Genomic DNA, 19210 nt, shown 5'->3' on the forward strand with positions numbered 1-19210 from the left:
CCGTCTCACACCTTCCGATAGCTGTACGCGTCCGCGGCGGCCGCCTCCACCGCCGCCAGGTCGGCTCCCGTGGACGCCGTGACGACCGCCGCCACCGCGCCCTCGACGAAGGGGGCGTCCACCAGACGGGTGCCCGCCGGGAGTTCGTCGCCCTCGGCCAACAGTGCCTTCACAGTGAGGACCGCGCTGCCGAGGTCGGTGAGTACGGCGACACCGGCGCCCCGGTCCACGGCTGCGGCGGCGGCCGAGATCAGCTCGGAGCTGGTGCCGAAGCCGCCGTCCTCGGTGCCACCCGCGGGTGCCACCGGAGCGGTCGTACCGCCGCCGGCGAGCCCCGTCGCCAGTTCGGCGACCGAGGCGGCCACGGCCGCGCTGTGCGAGACGAGCACGATGCCCACCAGTTTCCCGTTGCTTCCCGTCGCGCTCGGCACGTCACTCACCGGCCGCCTCCGCGAGCGCCGCGATCAGGAGGGCCGAGGAGGTGGCACCGGGATCCTGGTGTCCGATGCTGCGCTCGCCCAGGTAACTCGCCCGGCCCTTGCGGGCCTGCAACGGCGTGGTCGACAGGGCGCCCTCCTCGGCGGCCGCCCGTGCCGCGGCGAAGGACTCGCCGAGCGCGTCGACCGCGGGCACCAGTGTGTCGATCATGGTCTTGTCGCCGGGCGCGGCCCCGCCGAGCTGCATCACCGCGTCCACACCGGTGCGCAGCGCCTGCGCGAGCTCCTGCTCGTCGACCTCGGACGCGTCACCGAGCGCCTTGCCCGTGCGGCGCAGCAGCGTCCCGTACAGCGGCCCCGACGCGCCGCCCACCGTCGAGATCAACTGCCGTCCGGCGAGCATCAGGACGGCGCCGGGCGTGTCCGGCGCCTCCTTCTCCAACGTGGCCGACACGGCCCTGAAGCCGCGCTGAAGGTTGCTGCCGTGGTCGGCGTCGCCGATCGGCGAGTCGAGGGCGGTCAGCCGTTCCGCCTCTCGGTCCACGGACGCGGCGGTCGCCGTCATCCAACGGCGGAAGAAGTCGGCGTCGAGCACTGGATCTCCTTGCGTGGTAAAGGTGTTGACCGGGCGCACCGGCACGGGCCGGGGATCGCACCGGCACTGGCCGGGGGAGCGTCACATGCCCCAGCGCAGGCCCGCCGTACGCACCGGCGCGTCCCACAGCCGCAGCAGGTCCTCGTCGACCTGGCACAGGGTCACCGAGGCGCCGGCCATGTCGAGCGACGTGACGTAGTTGCCGACGAGAGTGCGCGCCACCGGGACCCCGCGCTCGGTCAGCACCCGCTGCACCTCCGCGTTGAACCCGTACAGCTCCAGGAGCGGTGTGGCGCCCATGCCGTTCACCAGGACCAGGACGGGGTTGCGGGGGCTCATGTCCTCCAGGATCGCGTTCACCGAGAAGTCGGCGATCTCCCGCGAGGTCATCATGGCCCGCCGCTCCCGGCCGGGCTCGCCGTGGATGCCGACGCCCAACTCCAGCTCCCCGGCCGGCAGATCGAAGGTGGGGCTGCCCTTGGCCGGAGTCGTGCAGGCGCTGAGCGCGACGCCGAAACTGCGCGAGTTCTCGTTGACCTGCCGGGCGAGTGCCTCCACCCGCTCCAGCGGCTGGCCCTCCTCGGCTGCCGCGCCCGCGATCTTCTCCACGAACAGCGTCGCGCCGGTGCCGCGGCGGCCGGCCGTGTAGAGGCTGTCGGTCACCGCCACGTCGTCGTTGACGAGGACCTTGGCGATCTGGATGCCCTCGTCCTCGGCCAGCTCCGCAGCCATGTCGAAGTTGAGCACGTCACCCGTGTAGTTCTTCACGATGAACAGCACACCGGCGCCGCTGTCCACGGCGGCCGCCGCCCGCACCATCTGGTCCGGCACCGGACTCGTGAACACCTCGCCGGGACAGGCCGCCGAAAGCATCCCGGGACCCACGAACCCGCCGTGCAGCGGCTCGTGCCCCGAACCACCACCCGAAACAAGCCCCACCTTCCCGGGCACCGGAGCATCCCGCCGTACGATCACCCGGTTCTCGACATCCACGGTCAGCTCGGGATGGGCGGCCGCCATGCCCCGCAGCGCGTCCGCGACAACGGTTTCCGCGACGTTGATGAGCATCTTCATGGGTACCTCCTGGTGAGCCGAACAGGCGACCATACTGCCTGTGTTCTTGCTGGTCGGAGTGAGCGCTTCTGTCGGAAGTATCGACCTTGTGGCAGCGAAGGTCACGTGCGCGGACGCTCCTGGGCGCGCCAGGGTTCTTGGGACTGTTCCGCCGGTTGCGCCGCGAGGCCAGCGACAACGAGGGAAGGGGACGCCTGTGTCTCTTGGCGATCTGCTGTGCGGGAACCCCCGGTTCGGAAGATGTTCTTGAAACGATGCCGCCCGTGCTGCCCCGTCGTCCTACTTCTGGCGCGAGGGTGGAGAGGTCAGCCAGAAGGCCAGGACCCAGAAGAGCGCCAGGATCGCCAGCCCGACCCATGCTCCGTACATCCCCTGGAACACCATGAGGAAGACAAGGAACACCGCGAACGGAACAGAGGCGACAAGCCACATTCTCAGCATTCTGTTGTTGTCGCCGGAGAACCTCTTCATCCCCGTATTCCCTTCAAGCAGGCCCGGGGAGCCGAGTGGCAACTCCCCGGTCCCAATGGTTCGGCCTCATCAATTCCAGTGTGTCCGCGGTCAGTTCGCCCGCGTAGTACCCGACACCCGCGCACACGGCGGGAGCCGCGGAAGCGGTGACGCCCGCGCTGGTCATGATCGCCCCACAGCCGAAGTCGGCCAACGTGCCCACCCCCCGGTGGGGTCGATGCGATTGACGGGGTCGCCTTCGGCGTAGCGGTAGGGGTTCTGTTCCTGGTCGGAGGGGTCGGGCTGGGTGATGTCCTTCTCCCGCAAGCCCGGCCGTAGCGCCCCGTGCGAGACGGGCGCTCGCTGCCGAAGCCAGGCCCCGATCCGCTCCCGCGCCGGGACAATCAGTGCTCTGTCCCCGGCCACATCCTGCTGATCAGCCGTGCCGACCACGCCGTGCCGGCCAGAAGGGCTTCGACGCCACCGGCCACTCGCTCGATCCGACGAAGGATGGCATCGACGCCCGTTTCCGGCGCTTGCCCGCTTGCCCCACAAGCGTCCTTTGCATGCGCACCGTTTCCGATGTGCTCCGGGTGCGGCGTCACCGGTTCGGACGCAGACTGGCCAGGTGAGCCGTACGCACGCACAACGCAACGAGAGCATGTCCGGTGCCGGACGCGCGGCCTCCCAGCCGCTGGCGCTCGCGGCGATGATGTTCGCGGTGGCGATGACGTTCATCGACCAGACGATCGTGTCTATCGCCGCGCCCGACATCGTCTCCGAACTCGGCCTGTCAGCCTCGGGAATGCAGTGGGTGGTCAACGCCTATCTGCTGTCCCTGGCCGCGTTCTTCGCCGTCGGCGGGCGCCTCGCCGACCTGTGGGGACCACGTCGAGTCGTCGTGGCAGGCACCCTGATCTTCGTCATCTCCTCCGCGCTGTGCGGCTGCGTACCCGACGGAGACTACGCACTGACATGGCTTGTCGCCTTCCGCGCAACTCAGGGGCTCGGAGCGGCGCTGCTCTTCCCCGCCGCGCTCGCGGTCGTCGTGGCGGTGTTCCCGATCGAGCGGCGGGGGCGCGCCCTGGCTCTGTTCTTCGGCCTCACCGGTGCGCTCACCGCAGTGGGACCGCTGCTCGGCGGCTGGCTGACCACCTGGACGTGGCGGGCCATCTTCTGGGTCAACGTTCCCGTCGCCGTCGTGGCCCTGATCCTCACCGCGCTCGCCCACATCTCCGACCGGCGACGCGACGAACCGCTGGACGTCAAGGGCGCTCTGCTGATCGCCGTCGGCATGGGCACGAGCGTGCTCGGCTTCCAGCAGGCGTCGGCCTGGGGCTGGGACAGCGTGGCCACATGGGCCTGCATCGTCGGGGGCCTCGCGGTTCTGTACGCCTTCTGCCGCTACGAACTGCGCACCCGCCACCCCCTGATCAACCTGTCGGTCTTCCGCGACCGAGCCTTCACAGTGGACTCGCTGGTGCTCTTCTTCGCCATGCTGGCGTTCGTCCCCGTGTTCTTCTTCGCCTCGGTCTACGCCCAGGTCTCTCTCAGCGCCTCGGCCAACCAGGCCGCCCTGTACCTGCTGTACTTCTTCGTGGGGTTCGCCATCGCCTCCCAGTGGGGCGGCCGCATCCTCGACAAGCGGGGCGCCCGCCCCGCGTTGAAGACCGGCTGCGTGGTGGGCGCCGTCGGGTTCGCGCTGTGGGCCGGCAAATTGACCGACCTGTCCATGCACGACCAGTGGCCGTACGTCGCGCTCGCCGGCGCGGGCATCGGTTTCATCCTCGCCCCTGCCTCGACGGACGCCGTCAACCGGGCGATCGACGCCTCCTACGGCGAAGTCACCGGCATCACCCAGACCGTCCGCAACTATGCGGCCAGCGTCGGACTTGCCCTCTTCGGCACCATGCTGACGCACACCATGACCGACAACGTCGTGGACACCCTCCAGGAGCGCGGAATACCGCCGGACCAGGTGGACTCCGTGGCCGGGGACGTGACGCAGTCGATCACGGGCCAGGCGGACGCCCGCACCCCCACCGGCGACGGCGCGGCCGCGACGACCATGCGCGATGCGATGTCCTCGATCCGCATGGACTTCGCCGAGGCCAACCAGTGGGTGTTCTACGGCATGGCCGTCGCACTCGGCATCGGCTTCCTCTGCGCACTGCGCCACCCGGGCGGCCAGGCGACCGCCGCGGCGGAGGAGACGCCCGCGCAGACCCCCGTACGCCATTGAGCACAACTGCCGTCGGCTTCAGTGGTCGGTCGGCGTGGGCGAGATCTGCTGCATGAGGCTGATCATGTCCGGGGCGACCCACTCCTCGGCGATCCGGTCGCCTTCGACGCGGTAGAGCTCGATGCTCCGGAAGCTGACCGGCCGGTCCGTCGCCGGGATTCCTTGGAAGGTGCCCCGGTGCGTTCCGCGGAAGTGGACCCGTACGGCCACCTTGTCGTCGGCGCCGAACATGTCCTCGACCTTGATCCGCAGGTCCGGGAAGCCGTCCCACATGGCCTGAGCCCCCAGCCGCCAGATCTGCGAACCGTGCAACGGGTCGGGCAGCCCGGGGACGTTGGCGATGAAGTTCTCCGTCAGCACCTCGGCACACGCGTCCAGATCGCCGCGCTCCAGCGCCTCGTAGGCCGTGTGCAGCAGGGCCAGGTTCTTCTCGGTGGTGGTGGTCGTCTCGGGCATCTCGGTGTCCTCTCCAAGGGGATCGCTCCGACGAGCGCGTCGATCGCTCCGGTCCGTACGGCTCCGAGTAGAAACCCTGCCGCTGCGTCAAGGTCAAGAAAGGCCCCCGAGGCCCCCGTGCAGGGCCCACGATCCGGCAAACGAAAAACGGCTTCGCCGAAGGCCGACCCACGCCCGTAGCATCCGTGCGTGCAACGCATCCTCGTCGCCGGCATCACCGGGGCCGGAAAAACCACCATGGCGCAAGCCCTCTCCGTCCGGCTCCAGTTGCCGTTCCACGAGATGGACTCGCTCATGTTCACCGGCCCCGACTGGACGGTCGACCCCGACTTTCACCAACAGGTCGCGAAGATCGCCGCCACCCCCGCCTGGATTTTCGACTCCTTCGGTTACCCCGAGGTCCGCGACCTGTTGTGGACCAGCGCCGACACCGTGATCTGGCTCGATTACCCCAGAGCCGTCGTCATGCCGCGCGTACTGCGCAGATCCCTGCGACGGACCCTGCTGCGCGAGCGGGTCTTCGGCGGCAATGTGGAGACCCTGTCCTCCTGGTTCGGCGGTGACCACCCCGCGTGGTCGTCCTGGACCCAACACGCGGCCCGCCGCGCCGAGATCAACCGCCGCACGACCGACCCACGCTTCGCGCCCCTGAACGTCATCCACCTGCGTTCCCCGCGAGAGGCGACCGCGTGGCTACGCGGTCGGCCTCACCCCACCTCTGGTTAGCCTCGCGGTCCTCGTGATGCGCCCGCATCTCCGGAGTCGGGCCGGACAGCCCTCTGCGAGATGACTCGGAGCGTGGCCGATTTGCCTCCGCTCTGGCCGACACGGTGACTGATGTGGCCGAGGAGGTACCTGTGGGGCAATTGTTTACGTCGTGTAAAGGCGCATGTCGCCCTCGTCCCCTGCCCGTTGGGGCGTGAACGGCAAGACCTCATTCCGGACAACTGTTTGGTCAGGCCATGACACTGGCGACCTTTCGGTGTGAAGATCTTCACGCCGCGCGGCACTCATCGCATGTTCTCCCCGGACGGCCGACACCGCCATCCGGTCTTCCCACACGGCTGCCATCGAGCGGCCGGAAGGAGCAGGAGTGCCGAGAACCTTACGTTCCCGCAGGTCCAGGCTGTCTCGTAGTTCCCGGCGCGTCACGGGAGGCGCGCTGGTCGTCGTGACCGCGCTTGTCGCCGCCGCGGTTGCTCCGGCGACCGGAGCGTCCGCCCAGCCGAACCAGGCCCCGGACCGGGCCCGGATCGCCGCGGAGCCCAGGGCGGGCGCGGCTCCCGTCCAGCTCACCCCCGCCCAGCGTGCCGCCCTTCTGAAGTCGGCCGCGAACTCCGCCAAGGCCACCGCCGGTTCCCTGAAGCTGGGCGCCAAGGAGAAGCTGCTGCCGAAGGACGTCATCAAGGACGCCGACGGCACCGTCCACACCCGTTACGAGCGCACCTTCGCCGGACTCCCCGTCCTCGGCGGTGACTTGGTGGTGCATCAGCGCGCGGCCGGCCGGACAGTCACCCGGGCGACCGACGCTCCGGTGTCCGTACCGACGACCGACGCCTCGGTCGCGGCGTCGACGGCGAAGAAGTCGGCGCTCGCCGCCACCAAGGCCGACGGCACCGAGAAGGTGCAGGCGGACGGTGCGCCGCGACTGGTCGTCTGGGCGGCCGACGGGGCGCCCGCCCTCGCCTGGGAGTCCGTGGTCACCGGCGTCGAGGACGACGGCTCCCCGCGCAAGGTGCATGTCGTCACCGACGCGAAGAGCGGCAAGAAGCTGCGGGAGTTCGAGACCGTCCACCCCGGCGTGGGCAAGGGCCAGTTCAACGGCGAGGTCAACCTCGGCAGCACACGCGACGGAGACGTCTTCGAACTGACCGACACACAGCGCGGCGGCCACAGGACGTACGACCTGGGCGGCGCCACGAGTGGCACCGGCACGCTCTTCACCGGCGCCGACGACATCTGGGGCGACGGCGACCCGGCCAACCGTGAGACCGCCGCCGCGGACGCCGCGTACGGCGCCCAGAAGACCTGGGACTTCTACCACGACCGGTTCGGCCGCAACGGCATAGCCAACGACGGTGTCGGCGCGTCCTCCCGGGTCCACTACGGGAACAACGTTGTCAACGCCTACTGGGACGACGACTGCTTCTGCATGCTCTACGGAGACGGCAAGGACAACGAGAACCCGCTGACCGCGCTCGATGTCGCCGCCCATGAGATGACCCACGGCGTCACCAGCGCCACGGCGGACCTGTACTACTACAACGGCGAGTCCGGCGGCCTGAACGAGGGCAGCAGCGACATCATGGCCGCCGCCGTGGAGTTCTTCACGAACAACCCGAACGACGTGCCCGACTACGAGGTCGGCGAGCGGATCGACATCAACGGCGACGGCACCCCGCTGCGCTACATGGACCAGCCCTCCAAGGACGGTTTGTCCCAGGACTACTGGTCCACCGAGACCGAAGGGCTCGACCCGCACTTCTCCTCCGGCGTGGCGAACCACTTCTTCTACCTCCTCGCCGAGGGCAGCGGAGAGAAGACCGTCAACGGCGTCGGCTACAACAGCCCGACCCACGACGGCGAGCCGGTCCCCGGCCTCGGCCTGCACAACGCGACGAACGTCTGGTACCGGGCGCTGACCACGTACATGACGTCCACCACCGACTTCGCGGGAGCCCGAGTCGCGACCCTCCAGGCCGCCGCCGACCTGTTCGGCCGGTCCAGCGAGGCATACGAGGCCGTCGGCAACACCTGGGCAGCGGTGAACGTCGGCCCGCGCTTCGTCAACCACGTCGCGCTGACGACGCCCGCCGGCCAGGAATCCGCGGTCGGCCAGCCTGCCACGCTGAAGGTCACGGCGGACACCAGCCGTCCGGGTGGCCTCACCTACGAGGCCACCGGCCTGCCCGACGGCCTGGCCATCGACCACGAGACCGGTCTGATCTCCGGAATCCCGGCGGAGACGGGGGAGTTCACCCCGACCGTGACGGTGAGCGCCGCGGACGGATCCGGGGCCGAGGCAGGCTTCACCTGGAGCGTCATCGCTTCCGGTGGCGACTTCTTCGTCAACCCGGGCAATGTGCGGATCCCCGACGCCGGCGATCCGGTCGATTCCCCGCTCATCGTGACCGGCCGCACCGGCAACGCCCCGAGCACCCTCCAGGTCTCGGTGGACATCGTCCACACCTACCGCGGCGACCTGGTGATCGATCTGGTCGGCCCCGGCGGCACCACGTACCGGCTGAAGGACGTCTCCGACGACGACGGCGACGACGTGCGCACGACGTACACCGTCGACGCCTCCGCCGAACCGGCCGACGGGACATGGAAGCTCCGCGTCCAGGACCGCTACTCGATCGACACCGGCTACATCGACAGCTGGAAGCTGACCTTCTGATCCACGCTCCCGGGTCTGTGGTGCCGGCGGGTACCGCAGACCCGGGAACAGGCGTCGGAGATGGGGCCCCTGGGGCGAAGCCGCCCACCAGGTCGGGCAGTTGCGGGCTTTACGGCCGGAGACGGCCTACCCCCGCCGGGCACCGCCGGGGACAATGAGTCGTTGGCCGGCTTCCACCGGGCCTCGTCGGTCACGCCGTGGCCGTGTCCCGACGCAGCCGCGAGCCATCACGTGTCCCCGACGGGACGTCGGGAGACAGACGCGCCCTTCGTAACCGCGCACGCACCAGCATCACGGCACGGAAGCACGGCACGCCCGGCGACCGGTCGGGCGCGCTTGAACCTGACCGACCGTCTTCGGGGAGATTCGGGTGATGAGAGCACGCGGTACCACCATCAGACGTTCGAGGCTTGCCGCCTCGGTGTTGAGCCTGCTCGTCGTGGCCGCCCTGGCGGTGTCCGGCACCAACGCGACCGCGGCGCCCACGGCCGACGCCGCACCGTCCGCCGCCTCGGTGTCCGGCGCGGCCTCGGCCGTCGAATCGCTCGGGATCGCCGGGACGACCTGGGCCGTGGACGAGCGCACCGGGAAGCTGCGGGTTCTCGCCGACTCCACGGTCGGGGACGCGGACCTGGCCACGCTCCGCCGGGCCACCGGGCAGTTCGCCGGTGCCACGACCCTCGTACGGGTCGACGGCCGGCTGCGCACCCTCCTGTCGGGTGGCGACGCCATCTACGCCTCCAGCTGGCGCTGCTCTGCCGGGGTCAACGTGCAGAGCGGCTCCACCTACTACTTCGTCACCGCCGGTCACTGCACCGACGGCATGCCCACCTGGTACACCAGTTCCGGCCTGACCACGGCGGTCGGCCCCACCACCGGCACGAGCTTCCCCGGCAACGACTTCGGCGTCGTCCGGTACACCAACCCGGCCGTGCCGCACCCGGGCACCATCGGAACCGTCGACGTCACCGGGACCGCGACCGCCTACGTCGGCCAGAGCGTCTGCCGTCGGGGAGCGACCACCGGTGTCCGCTGCGGCAGGGTCACCGCGCTCAACGCGACCGTCAACTACGGAGGCGGAGACATCGTCTACGGGCTGATCCAGACCAACATCTGCGCCGAGCCCGGCGACAGCGGCGGCCCGCTCTACGCAGGCGACAAGGTCATCGGCATCCTCTCCGGCGGCTCCGGCAACTGCACCTCGGGAGGGACCACCTTCTACCAGCCGATCCAGGAAGTGCTGAGCGCCTACGGCCTGACCGTCTACTGACGAGTCGTCGGACGGGCTCCGCGGCACCGTGGCAGGTGGAGTGCCAGGTATGTCACGCGGCCTCGGGCGGGCGAAGACCAGCCCGAGGCCGTTTCTCCACGACCCGCTTCGTCAACTGCCGCACACCTCTAGACATCCGATCTATTCCCCGGCGACGATGATCGCGCCCTCGACAGGTGTCGATGTGGCTGCGACCTCCTCTGCGATAGAGCCGATGAATGGGCCGGGAGACCTCACCGTGATCAATGAATCCCAACCGCAGCGACGAAGCATCCTCAAGTTCGGCGGTGCCTTCGCCCTTGCACCCCTGATCACTCAGCTGGCCGGCGGAATCCCTGCGGGACAGGCAGTTGCCGCAGGGACCGGCGCGCCGGCGGGCGTCCAGTGGCCGACCCTGTCGCGCAAGGCGCTGAAGTACTCCGTACCCGCCACGGACTGGCAGTCGCAGGCCCTGCCGATCGGCAACGGCCGACTCGGCGCGATGCTCTTCGCCGATCCCTACGAGGAGCGCATCCAGTTCAACGAGCAGAGTCTGTGGGGCGGGGTCAACAACTACGACAACGCTCTCGCCGGCAAGCCGGACAGTGACTTCGACACCGGCATGACCGGCTTCGGCTCGTACCGGAACTTCGGCGACGTCGTCGTCACCTTCGCTCCCCGCGCGAGACCGAAGGTCACGGCTCCGGGCGGACCGTACAACAGCTCCTCGTCGGAGGGCGTCGACAAGACGTACGACGGTGAATCGAGCACCAAGTGGTGCATCGATGGGCCTGGTTCGAAGGTGCAGTGGCAGGTCGAGCTCCCCGAACCCGTCGAGGTCGCGTCCTACCGTCTGACGAGCGCCAACGACGTGCCGGAGCGTGATCCGCAGGAGTGGAAGTTCTCCGGTTCGGCCGACGGCACCACCTGGACCACGCTGGACAGCCGCACGCTGGAGGCGCCCTTCGAGAGCCGTTTCCAGACGAAGGAGTTCACCTGCGCCGACACCGGGGCCTACCGCTTCCACCGGTTCGACTTCGTCCCCAAGTCAGGTGTCAGCCACTTCCAGTTGAGCGAGATCGGCCTGTCCGGTGTCGACCTCGGCGGAGGCGGTTCGATCTACCTGTCGTCGCCGAGCGGGCACTCCGAGGGATCCGGCGCCGGTACCAGTGCGGGATCCCGGGCCACGGACATCTCCAGGTCGGTGGACGGCGATCCGGCCACGGTCTGGCGGGCCGACGCCACCGCACCGACGGTCGTATGGCAGGCCGACCTGCCCCGCGCGGCCGCCGTCACCTCGTACGCGCTGACGGCCGCCCAGGACCGGCCGCGGGACGACCCCCGGCGATGGGTACTGGAGGCGTCGCAGGACGGGCGTGCCTGGACGACCCTCGACACGCAGAGTCCCGGCGCGCCGTTCGCCGACCGCGGCAAGACCCGGACCTACCGGATCACCAACACCGCGGCCTACCGCGCCTACCGGCTCACCCTGACCCCCGGCGCGTCCTCCAACGGCTTCCAGATCGCGGAGATCGCGCTGGAAGGCGCGGGCTTCGACACGCGCACGCAGCGGTCGGTCGTCGACTACCAGCGCAGCCTCGACTTCGTGAACGGCGTCCACGTCACCCGCTTCGGCGCGCCCGGACAGCGCGTTCTGCGAGAGGCCTTCGCCGGCCGGTCCGCGGACGTCATGGTCTTCCGGTACACGTCGGACGGCGCCCGGCAGCTCTCCGGAGCGGTCTCGCTGACGTCCGGACAGGACGAGGCCCCGACGACAGTCGACGCCGATGCCGGGCGGATCGCCTTCAGCGGTGTCATGGGCAACGGACTCAAGCACACGTGCACCGTCCGGGCCGTGCACACCGACGGCGACCTCCGCGCCGACGGGTCGGTGCTCCGGTTCAGCGGCTGCACGACCCTGACCCTGTTCCTCGACGCCCGAACCGACTACAAGCTCGACGCCGCCGCCGGCTGGCGCGGACCCGATCCGGCACCGATCGTCGCCAGGACGTTGGCCAAGGCGACCGCCCGGTCCTACAAGAAGCTGCGCGACGAGCACACCGCCGAGACGCGCGCCCTCATGAACCGTGTCTCGGTCGCCTGGGGCACCTCCGACGCCGCCGTCGTGGCTCTGCCGACCGACGCCCGGCTCGCGCACTACGCGGCGGGCGGCGAGGACCCGACACTCGAACAGGCCATGTTCGACTACGGCCGGTACCTGCTGATCAGTTCCTCCCGCCCGAACGGCCTGCCCGCCAACCTCCAGGGCCTCTGGAACGACAGCAACCAGCCGGCATGGGCCTCGGACTACCACACCAACATCAACATCCAGATGAACTACTGGGGAGCCGAGACGACGAACCTTCCGGAGAGCCATGAGGCGCTCGTCCGGTTCATCGAGCAGGTGGCGGTACCCAGCCGCGTGGCGACCCGCAACGCCTTCGGCAAGGACACACGCGGCTGGACCGCCCGCACCAGCCAGAGCATCTTCGGCGGCAACTCGTGGGAGTGGAACACCGTCGCGAGTGCCTGGTACGCCCAACACCTGTACGAACACTGGGCGTTCACCCAGGACCTGAACCACCTCCGCACCGTCGCCTACCCCATGATCAAGGAGATCTGCGAGTTCTGGGAGGACCACCTCAAGGAGCGCGAGGACGGACTCCTCGTCGCGCCGAACGGCTGGTCCCCCGAGCACGGGCCGCGCGAGGACGGCGTCATGTACGACCAGCAGATCATCTGGGACCTGTTCCAGAACTACCTCGACTGCGAGGCGGTGCTCAAGGCGGATCCCGCCTACCGGGCCAAGGTCACGGACATGCAGGCACGCCTCGCGCCGAACAAGATCGGCAAGTGGGGTCAACTGCAGGAGTGGCAGGAGGACATCGACAGCCCCACCGACATCCACCGCCACACCTCGCACCTCTTCGCGGTCTATCCGGGCCGCCAGATCACCCCGAGGACACCGGACTTCGCGGCAGCCGCCCTGGTCTCGCTCAAGGCGCGGTGCGGCGAGAAGGAAGGCGTCCCGTTCACGGCCGGGACGGTGTCGGGCGACAGCCGCCGCTCGTGGACCTGGCCCTGGCGGGCGGCCCTCTTCGCGCGTCTCGGTGACGGGCACCGCGCCCAGATCATGCTGCGCGGACTGTTGACGTACAACACGTTGCCCAACATGTTCGGCAACCACCCGCCCTTCCAGATGGACGGCAACTTCGGCATCACGGGCGCCGTGGCGGAGATGCTCCTGCAGAGCCACGACGGCGTGATCCACCTGCTGCCCGCCCTGCCGGACGGCTGGAAGGCCAAGGGGTCCTTCACCGGGCTCCGCGCGCGCGGTGGCTACGAGGTCAGCTGTGAGTGGCGGAACGGGAAGGTCACGTCGTACAGCATCGTGGCCGACCGGGCGCGGACCCGGGGGAATGTCACGGTGCGGATGAACGGCGTCGACAAGAAGGTGAAGCCGGCCAAGCACTGACGACTGCACCGGATCGTTGCCGCAGCAGCCAGGCCGACGGCCGTCCGCCGCCCTAGGAGGAGCGGCCCGGGTCGTCGGCCTGGCCGCTCTCCGAGCGCATGATGGTGTGGCCGGCCGGCTATCGCGGACTCGTCCCCGCCACCAATGAGTGCCCGGCGTCGTATGCCGCGCGCCGCCAGGTCAGGGGCTCATAGGTCCGGCCAGCGCGTCGAGGACCGGCCCTCCCGCCAGCCCGAGTCCGACGGAGACCGCTGTGGCCGCGTACGCGACGACGCGTGCCGTGCGGTCCCCCTCGGCGAGGCCCGGGGAAGCGCCGCGCGAGACCGCGGGCACGATCCAGCGCAGGTAATAGAAGAGGGACGCCACGGTGTTGACGGCGGCGAGGACGGCGAGCCATGCGTAACCACCGTCGAACACGGCGCTGAACGCCTGCAGTTTGCCGAGGAAGACCGCGGTGGGCGGGGTGCCGACGAGGCCCAGCAGACAGATGACCAGGCTCACCGCGAGGAGCGGGCGGTTCTTGGCGAGCCCCCGGTAGTCGTCCAGCGTGTGGGCACGGGGGAGGGCACAGACGACCGCGAACGCCCCGAGGTTGGTGACCGTGTAGGCCGCGAGGTAGTACAGGAACGCCTGCTGCGCGAGGTCCGAGCGGTCCACCACGGCCACCGGCATGAGCAGGTATCCGACCTGACTGATCGTCGAGTAGGCGAGCAGACGCTTCACGTCCTGCTGGAAGAACGCGCCGAGGTTGCCCAGCGTCATCGACGCGGCGGCGAGCACGGCGATCAGCGCCGGCCACGGCAACGGGCTGCCCGCGAAGACATCGTCACCGACACGGAAGAGCGCGGCGAGCGCCCCGATCTTGGGCAGCGTGGTGAGCAGCGCGGCGACCGGCGCGCTGCTGCCCTGCACGGCGTCCGGCACCCAGAAGTGAGCAGGGACGCCACCCGCCTTGAACAGCACACCCGCCAGCAGCCCGATCGCACCGACGGCGACCAGCGGCTCCGGGGCGTCGCGCAGCGCGTCACCCAGCACCGGATACAGGGTTGCGCGCCCGGCGGCGTAGAGGACGGTGACACCGGCCAGCAGGAGTACGCCGAGCAGGGCGCCGACCACGTAGTACTTGAGGGCGGCCTCGGTGCCCGGACCGTCCTTGCGGAACCCGGCGAGCGTGTACGCGGGGATGCTCGCCAGGAGATACGCGGCGGCGAAAAGCAGCAGGTCCTGGGTTCCGGCCATCATCAGCGCGCCCAGGGCGGCCAGTTGAACCAGGACGTAGAACTCGCTCTCCCGGGGATCGCCTCGCAGCGGGCGGAAGGAGACACCGAGGACGAGGAGCGTGCCGGCGAGTACGACGATCCGGGACGCGCCGGTCACGGGATCGACGGCGAAGGCCTCGCCGAAGGCCGTGGTGCCGGGCTCGGCGGCCGCCACCGACGCCGCGACGATCCCCGCCACGCACGCGACGGCCGCCAGCAGTCCGACGGCCCACTGCCGGGCGCGCGGCAGCCAGGAGCCGAGCAGCAGCCCGAGTACCGCCGAGGCCGCCAGCAGCACTTCGGGCAGCAGGTCGAGCGGGTTCTCGTTCATCTCGGTCATCGGGCGAGCAACTCCAGGACCGAGCGGGAGGCCGGTTCGACGACATCCAGCAGGAAGCGCGGTGCCACACCGAGGACGACGGCCAGGGCGAGCAGCGGAACGACGGCGAGGCTCTCGTGCCCCCGCATGTCGGCGAACGCCCGCGGTGTGCCCGGCGCGTCGGGCAGCCGCAACGGCCCCGTGAACACCTGGCGCAGAGCCCGCAGGAACAGCCCCGCCGTGAGGAGGATGCCGAGTACGGAGAGAGCTGTGGCCAGCGGCTGTGGCCCGAGACTGCCCGTGAAGATCTGGAACTCGGCGATGAAGCCGGAGAAGCCCGGAAGCCCGAGCGAGGCGAAGGCCGCGACGCCCGTCATGGCGGCGAACGCGGGCGCCACGGCGGCGAGTCCGGAGTAGGCGCCCATGTCATAGGTGCGCCCACGTTCGTGGAGCACCCCCGCGAGGAGGAACAGCGCGCCGGTCAGCAGCCCGTGGCTCACCATCTGGGTCACGGCTCCGGTGACGGCGAGGGAGCGTGCCTGCTCGGAGCTGTCCGCCGTCGCGGCGGCCGCACCGAGGGCCAGCACGATGTATCCCATGTGGTTCACGGACGTGTACGCGACCATCCGCTTGAAGTCGGTCTGCGCCAGCGCGACCAGCGCCCCGTGGAGGACCGAGACCACGCCGACGACGACCAGCACGAGGGCGTACTCGCGCCAGGCCTCCGGGAGGATCGGCATGGCGATGCGTACGAATCCGTACGTGCCCATCTTCAGCAGCACCCCGGCCAGGATCGCCGAGCCGGCCGCGGGCGCCTCGACATGGGCCGGCGGCAGCCATGTGTGGAAGGGCACGGTCGGGGTCTTCACCGCCAGACCGACCACGACGGCCAGCAGCACCAGGGCCCCGTGGACGGACCGCCCGGCGAGCGGGTTCTGCTCGGTCAGCTCGACCATGTCGAAGGTGTGCGGCGATGCGGCGAGGTACAGGCCGATGAAGCCGAGCAGCAGGGCGAGCGAACCGATGAACGTGTAGAGGAAGAACTTCAGCGCGGCACGGGCGGCCTGCCGGTGGCCCCATCCGGCGATGACGAAGTACATCGCCACGATGGACAGGTCGAAGAAGACGAAGAAGAGGATCAGGTCGAGGGCGACGAAGAGCCCGAGGCAGGTGGTCTGAAGGAAGAGGAACAGCGCCGCGAACTCGCGGATCCGGCGCTTCTCGCGCAGCGAGTAGAGCGCGCAGGCGAGAAACAGCAGACAGGTCAGGGCGAGCAGCGGAAGCGACAGGCCGTCGACGCCGACGTGGTAACTGACACCCGCGCCCGGAATCCAGCGGGCGCGCTCCTCGAACTGCATACCCCCGCCCGGCTCGTAGCCTGCCCACACCGTGATGACCAGGGCCAGTTCGACGGCCGACGCCGTCACCCAGACCGAGCGGAACACGGCCGGTGCCGTACGGCGGGGCAGGGCGAACAACAACAGTGCGACGGCCGTGGGCGCGAAGACGAGGGCGGTCAGCAAGCGGATCACCTCACGAGGACGAGGACGACGGCGAGGACAGTGAAGGCGGCGACGGCCTGGGCGAGGTACTGGTGAAGCTGTCCGCTCTGTGGGCGGCGGGCCCAGCGGCCGAGGGCGCGGGTTCCGGCGGCGACAGCGCCGACCGTCCCGTCGACGGCTCGTTCCACGACGTCGTTCGTCCAGCGGGCGAGCCGGAGGGTGGCGGAGGCCGACCCGTCGACGGCTCGGTCCAGCACCCGGTCGTCGAACGCCGCAGCGGCGTGCGCCAGCCGCATCGTGGGTGCGACCAGCAGGACATGAGCCGCGCGTTCGAGGCCCAGCCAGTCGGCGAACCCCGACTTCGCCCGCGCCGCCAAGGGCAGTGGGCGCGCACCCCAGCCCCAGGCGGCCGCGCCGGCCACGAGAGCCAGACCGGCGGAGAGAACGAACTCCCAGACATGTGGGGCGGGTTGACCCGAAGCGGCAAGGACACGGCTCACGCTGTCGCGCACCGGAGGGAAGGCAAGCGTCACCAGCGCCACGCATGCGAAGGCCGGCAGGACGAGAGACCACACGGCACCGGCCGGGATGAGCCGGGCATCGGGGCGTGCCACCGCCGGACGCCACACGAACCACAACGCCTTGGCGCTGTAGACCGCGGACAGGACGGCAGCGGCGAGGCCGGCCGCGTACAGCCACGGACTGCGCTCCGAGGCACCGGCCAGCAGTACGTCCTTGGCGGCCCAGAGCGAGAGCGGCGGAAGCCCGGCCAGGGAGAGCGCGGCCACGGTGAAGGCCGTGCCGACCGTACGGTCATGGCGCGCCGCGCCGAGCAGCGCGGGCAGTTGCTGGGTGCCCAGCGCGGTCAGCCAGGCGCCCGCCGCGAGAAACAGCAGACTCTTCGCCGCCGCGTGAGCGATGAGCTGCAGCGTGCCGCCGGTCGTGGCACCCGCCCCCGCTGCGAGGACCATGAAGCCGATCTGCGCACAACTCGACGCGGCCAGCAGCTGTTTGAGGTCGGTCTGCGCGACCGCGACGAACCCGAGGAGGACGGCCGTGGCCGCACCCGTCCAGGCAACCGCGTCGTCGCCCCAGCCGGAGGCGTCCAGTAGAGGTCCGGTCCGCAGCAGCAGGTACGCGCCCGCGACGACCATGGTCGCCGAGTGCAGCAGGGCGGAGACCGGACTCGGACCCCGCATCGCCTTCGACAACCAGAAACTGAAGGGGAGTTGGGCCGACTTGCCGAGTGCGGCGACGACCACGCCCGCGGTGATGAACGACAGCCACGGCTCCTCCGCCCGTGCGAGGCCGTCGAGAGAGAGCGACGCGTCCCGACCGCCGCTCGCCAGGGCCGCGCCCGCCGCCAGATAGAGACCGAGGTCCGCGGTGCGGGTCGTGAGGAACGCGGTGTCGGCCGCACGCGTACGCTCCGGGTCCCGCCACCAGTAGCCGATCAGCGCCCATGAGGAGGCACCCATGACCTCCCAGCCCATCAGCAGGACGGGGAGAGTGGCGGCGGTGACCGTGAGGAGCATGCTCCCGGCGAACAGCAGCATGAGCCCGAAGAACCGAGCCCGTGCCTCGCCCGTGCCGAACTCCGCCGCGCTGAAGAGGAGTACGACGAGAGTGACCGCGGTGACCGTGACCGCCAGCAGCCCCGACAGGCCGTCCACCGCGAGTCGCATCGGCAGACCGTCGAGGAACGGGGCCTGCGCACTCGGGTGCCGGAACGCCGTGGCGACGGCGAGCCCCAGCGCGGCGGCCGCGACGGCGAGGGCCACGCCCGGTGCCGAACGATCGGCCCGTCGCCCCACCACCAGGAGCAGCACACCGGCGCCGAGGGGCAGGGCGACCAGCGCCCACAGCAGAGCGCTCACTCCTTCAACTCCGCTGCCATGTCGGTCATGTCGATCTCCCGCGACCGGAACAGGGCGGTGACGACGGCGAACCCGATGGCCATCTCCAGGGCCATCGCCGTGACCGCCACCACGATCAGGACCTGCCCCTCGGCCGCCGCCGGAGCGATGTAGTGCCACGCCGCCGCGGCGGCCAGGATGACCCCGCCGAGCATCAGTTCAAGGCCCATCATCAGCATCACGATGGACTGCTGGGTCAGGGCGCCGAACAGACCGACGCAGAACAGCGCGGAGGCCAACAGCAGAAACAGTTCCAGACTCACCGGCCGACACCACCCCGTACGGGATCGTCCGCGTGCCCCGCCCGCAGGTCGTCGCCGAACCGGTCGTACCGTCCCCGGCGGGTGGCCAGCACCACGGTGGCGACGATCGTCGCGAACAGGGCCATGCCCAGGGTCATCATGGTGAGCATCTGCGGGCCCATGAGTGACATGCCGAGTTCCATGGTCGGATCGGCGGGTGCCTTCCCCCGGCGGGCCGGCCAGGGCGCGAGCAGGATCCCGGCGGCCAGCAGCGCGAACACCAGGACGCAGACGACGGCCGCGCCCTTCTTGTTGTGGATCATCGTCATCGGCATGAGCCCGGCCGGGTTCATCATGTACATCACCATGAAGACCGCCATGATGGCCATCTCGATCGTCATCATCAGCACGATGACGATGCCCAGGTAGTCCAGTCCCAGCAGGACGACCAGGCCGCCCACGCACAGCAGCGAGGCCAGCAGGGAGAACGTCGCCCGTGCCATGGAGTCGAAACGGAACACCATCACCGCGCCGACCACCGCAAGGACGGCCGGCACCCAGAAGACCGCGACATCCATCGCCGTACGTCACCTC

Annotated in this window: 15 protein-coding genes; 5 read left to right on the forward strand and 10 right to left on the reverse strand. The window is 69.9% G+C overall.

The genetic code is table 11. From position 1 onward, the window contains the following. Positions 1-5 precede the first annotated feature (5 nt). The 4 genes from OG718_RS46870 to OG718_RS46885 form a co-directional block, all read right to left on the reverse strand. Entirely contained in the window at positions 6-431 is a 426-nt protein-coding gene (locus OG718_RS46870) for a PTS-dependent dihydroxyacetone kinase phosphotransferase subunit DhaM (protein ID WP_328847956.1), read from the reverse strand. A gap of 1 nt (position 432) precedes the next feature. Beyond that, positions 433-1032, reverse strand: a complete 600-nt coding sequence (gene dhaL / locus OG718_RS46875; RefSeq protein ID WP_143633614.1) for a dihydroxyacetone kinase subunit DhaL — start codon at positions 1030-1032, stop codon at positions 433-435. A gap of 81 nt (positions 1033-1113) precedes the next feature. Beyond that, positions 1114-2106: a dihydroxyacetone kinase subunit DhaK gene (gene dhaK / locus OG718_RS46880; protein ID WP_143633615.1), complete on the reverse strand. Its 993-nt coding sequence runs from the start codon at positions 2104-2106 to the stop codon at positions 1114-1116. 279 nt (positions 2107-2385) lie between these two features. Further along, a complete protein-coding gene (locus tag OG718_RS46885) occupies positions 2386-2577 on the reverse strand; it encodes a hypothetical protein (RefSeq protein WP_143633617.1) in 192 nt (63 codons plus the stop codon). Positions 2578-3217: 640 nt separating this feature from the next. Between OG718_RS46885 and OG718_RS46890 the strand changes: the two genes are divergently transcribed. Next, the gene (locus OG718_RS46890) at positions 3218-4798 is read left to right on the forward strand and encodes an MFS transporter (protein ID WP_328847957.1); all 1581 of its coding nucleotides are present in this window, start codon (positions 3218-3220) and stop codon (positions 4796-4798) included. Positions 4799-4816: 18 nt separating this feature from the next. On the opposite strand, the gene OG718_RS46895 is transcribed toward OG718_RS46890, so the two are convergent. Beyond that, positions 4817-5254 carry an ester cyclase gene (locus OG718_RS46895; RefSeq protein WP_328847040.1) on the reverse strand — a complete coding sequence of 146 codons (438 nt, stop codon included), beginning with the start codon at positions 5252-5254 and terminating at the stop codon, positions 4817-4819. Between the two features lie 189 nt (positions 5255-5443). Here OG718_RS46895 and OG718_RS46900 point away from each other — a divergent pair, with 189 nt between their 5' ends. The 4 genes from OG718_RS46900 (at position 5444) to OG718_RS46915 (ending at position 13378) form a co-directional block, all read left to right on the forward strand. After that, positions 5444-5980 carry an adenylate kinase gene (locus OG718_RS46900; RefSeq protein ID WP_306941480.1) on the forward strand — a complete coding sequence of 179 codons (537 nt, stop codon included), beginning with the start codon at positions 5444-5446 and terminating at the stop codon, positions 5978-5980. A 445-nt stretch (positions 5981-6425) separates the two neighbouring features. Continuing rightward, complete coding sequence (locus OG718_RS46905; RefSeq protein WP_328847041.1) at positions 6426-8654, forward strand: M4 family metallopeptidase; 2229 nt, start codon at positions 6426-6428, stop codon at positions 8652-8654. Positions 8655-9027: 373 nt separating this feature from the next. Further along, positions 9028-9924: a S1 family peptidase gene (locus OG718_RS46910; protein ID WP_143633625.1), complete on the forward strand. Its 897-nt coding sequence runs from the start codon at positions 9028-9030 to the stop codon at positions 9922-9924. Positions 9925-10162: 238 nt separating this feature from the next. Further along, positions 10163-13378, forward strand: a complete 3216-nt coding sequence (locus OG718_RS46915; RefSeq protein WP_328847042.1) for a glycosyl hydrolase family 95 catalytic domain-containing protein — start codon at positions 10163-10165, stop codon at positions 13376-13378. A 180-nt stretch (positions 13379-13558) separates the two neighbouring features. Here OG718_RS46915 and OG718_RS46920 read toward each other — a convergent pair whose 3' ends face one another. The 5 genes from OG718_RS46920 to OG718_RS46940 are packed head-to-tail and all read right to left on the reverse strand — an operon-like array spanning position 13559 to position 19194. After that, on the reverse strand, positions 13559-14977 hold the full coding sequence (locus tag OG718_RS46920; RefSeq protein WP_143633629.1) for an NADH-quinone oxidoreductase subunit N: 1419 nt from the start codon (positions 14975-14977) through the stop codon (positions 13559-13561). Beyond that, on the reverse strand, positions 14974-16479 hold the full coding sequence (locus tag OG718_RS46925) for a complex I subunit 4 family protein (protein WP_186001043.1): 1506 nt from the start codon (positions 16477-16479) through the stop codon (positions 14974-14976). The genes OG718_RS46920 and OG718_RS46925 overlap by 4 nt, the downstream gene beginning before the upstream one ends. Before the next feature lie 5 nt (positions 16480-16484). After that, complete coding sequence (locus tag OG718_RS46930) at positions 16485-18335, reverse strand: NADH-quinone oxidoreductase subunit 5 family protein (protein WP_328847043.1); 1851 nt, start codon at positions 18333-18335, stop codon at positions 16485-16487. Beyond that, positions 18332-18637 carry an NADH-quinone oxidoreductase subunit K gene (locus OG718_RS46935; RefSeq protein ID WP_328847044.1) on the reverse strand — a complete coding sequence of 102 codons (306 nt, stop codon included), beginning with the start codon at positions 18635-18637 and terminating at the stop codon, positions 18332-18334. Before OG718_RS46935 ends, OG718_RS46930 begins: the two co-directional genes overlap by 4 nt. Beyond that, positions 18634-19194, reverse strand: a complete 561-nt coding sequence (locus tag OG718_RS46940; RefSeq protein WP_306941494.1) for an NADH-quinone oxidoreductase subunit J — start codon at positions 19192-19194, stop codon at positions 18634-18636. Before OG718_RS46940 ends, OG718_RS46935 begins: the two co-directional genes overlap by 4 nt. Positions 19195-19210 lie beyond the last annotated feature (16 nt).

Source organism: Streptomyces sp. NBC_00258 (genome assembly GCF_036182465.1).
Lineage (GTDB): Bacteria > Actinomycetota > Actinomycetes > Streptomycetales > Streptomycetaceae > Streptomyces.

Coding starts and splice junctions, on each gene's coding strand:
- OG718_RS46920 (WP_143633629.1), bottom strand. CDS start 14,977: ATGACCGAGATGAACGAGAACCCGCTCGACCTGCTGCCCGAAGTGCTG.
- OG718_RS46885 (WP_143633617.1), bottom strand. CDS start 2,577: ATGAAGAGGTTCTCCGGCGACAACAACAGAATGCTGAGAATGTGGCTT.
- OG718_RS46890 (WP_328847957.1), top strand. CDS start 3,218: ATGTCCGGTGCCGGACGCGCGGCCTCCCAGCCGCTGGCGCTCGCGGCG.
- OG718_RS46940 (WP_306941494.1), bottom strand. CDS start 19,194: ATGGATGTCGCGGTCTTCTGGGTGCCGGCCGTCCTTGCGGTGGTCGGC.
- dhaK (WP_143633615.1), bottom strand. CDS start 2,106: ATGAAGATGCTCATCAACGTCGCGGAAACCGTTGTCGCGGACGCGCTG.
- OG718_RS46895 (WP_328847040.1), bottom strand. CDS start 5,254: ATGCCCGAGACGACCACCACCACCGAGAAGAACCTGGCCCTGCTGCAC.
- OG718_RS46910 (WP_143633625.1), top strand. CDS start 9,028: ATGAGAGCACGCGGTACCACCATCAGACGTTCGAGGCTTGCCGCCTCG.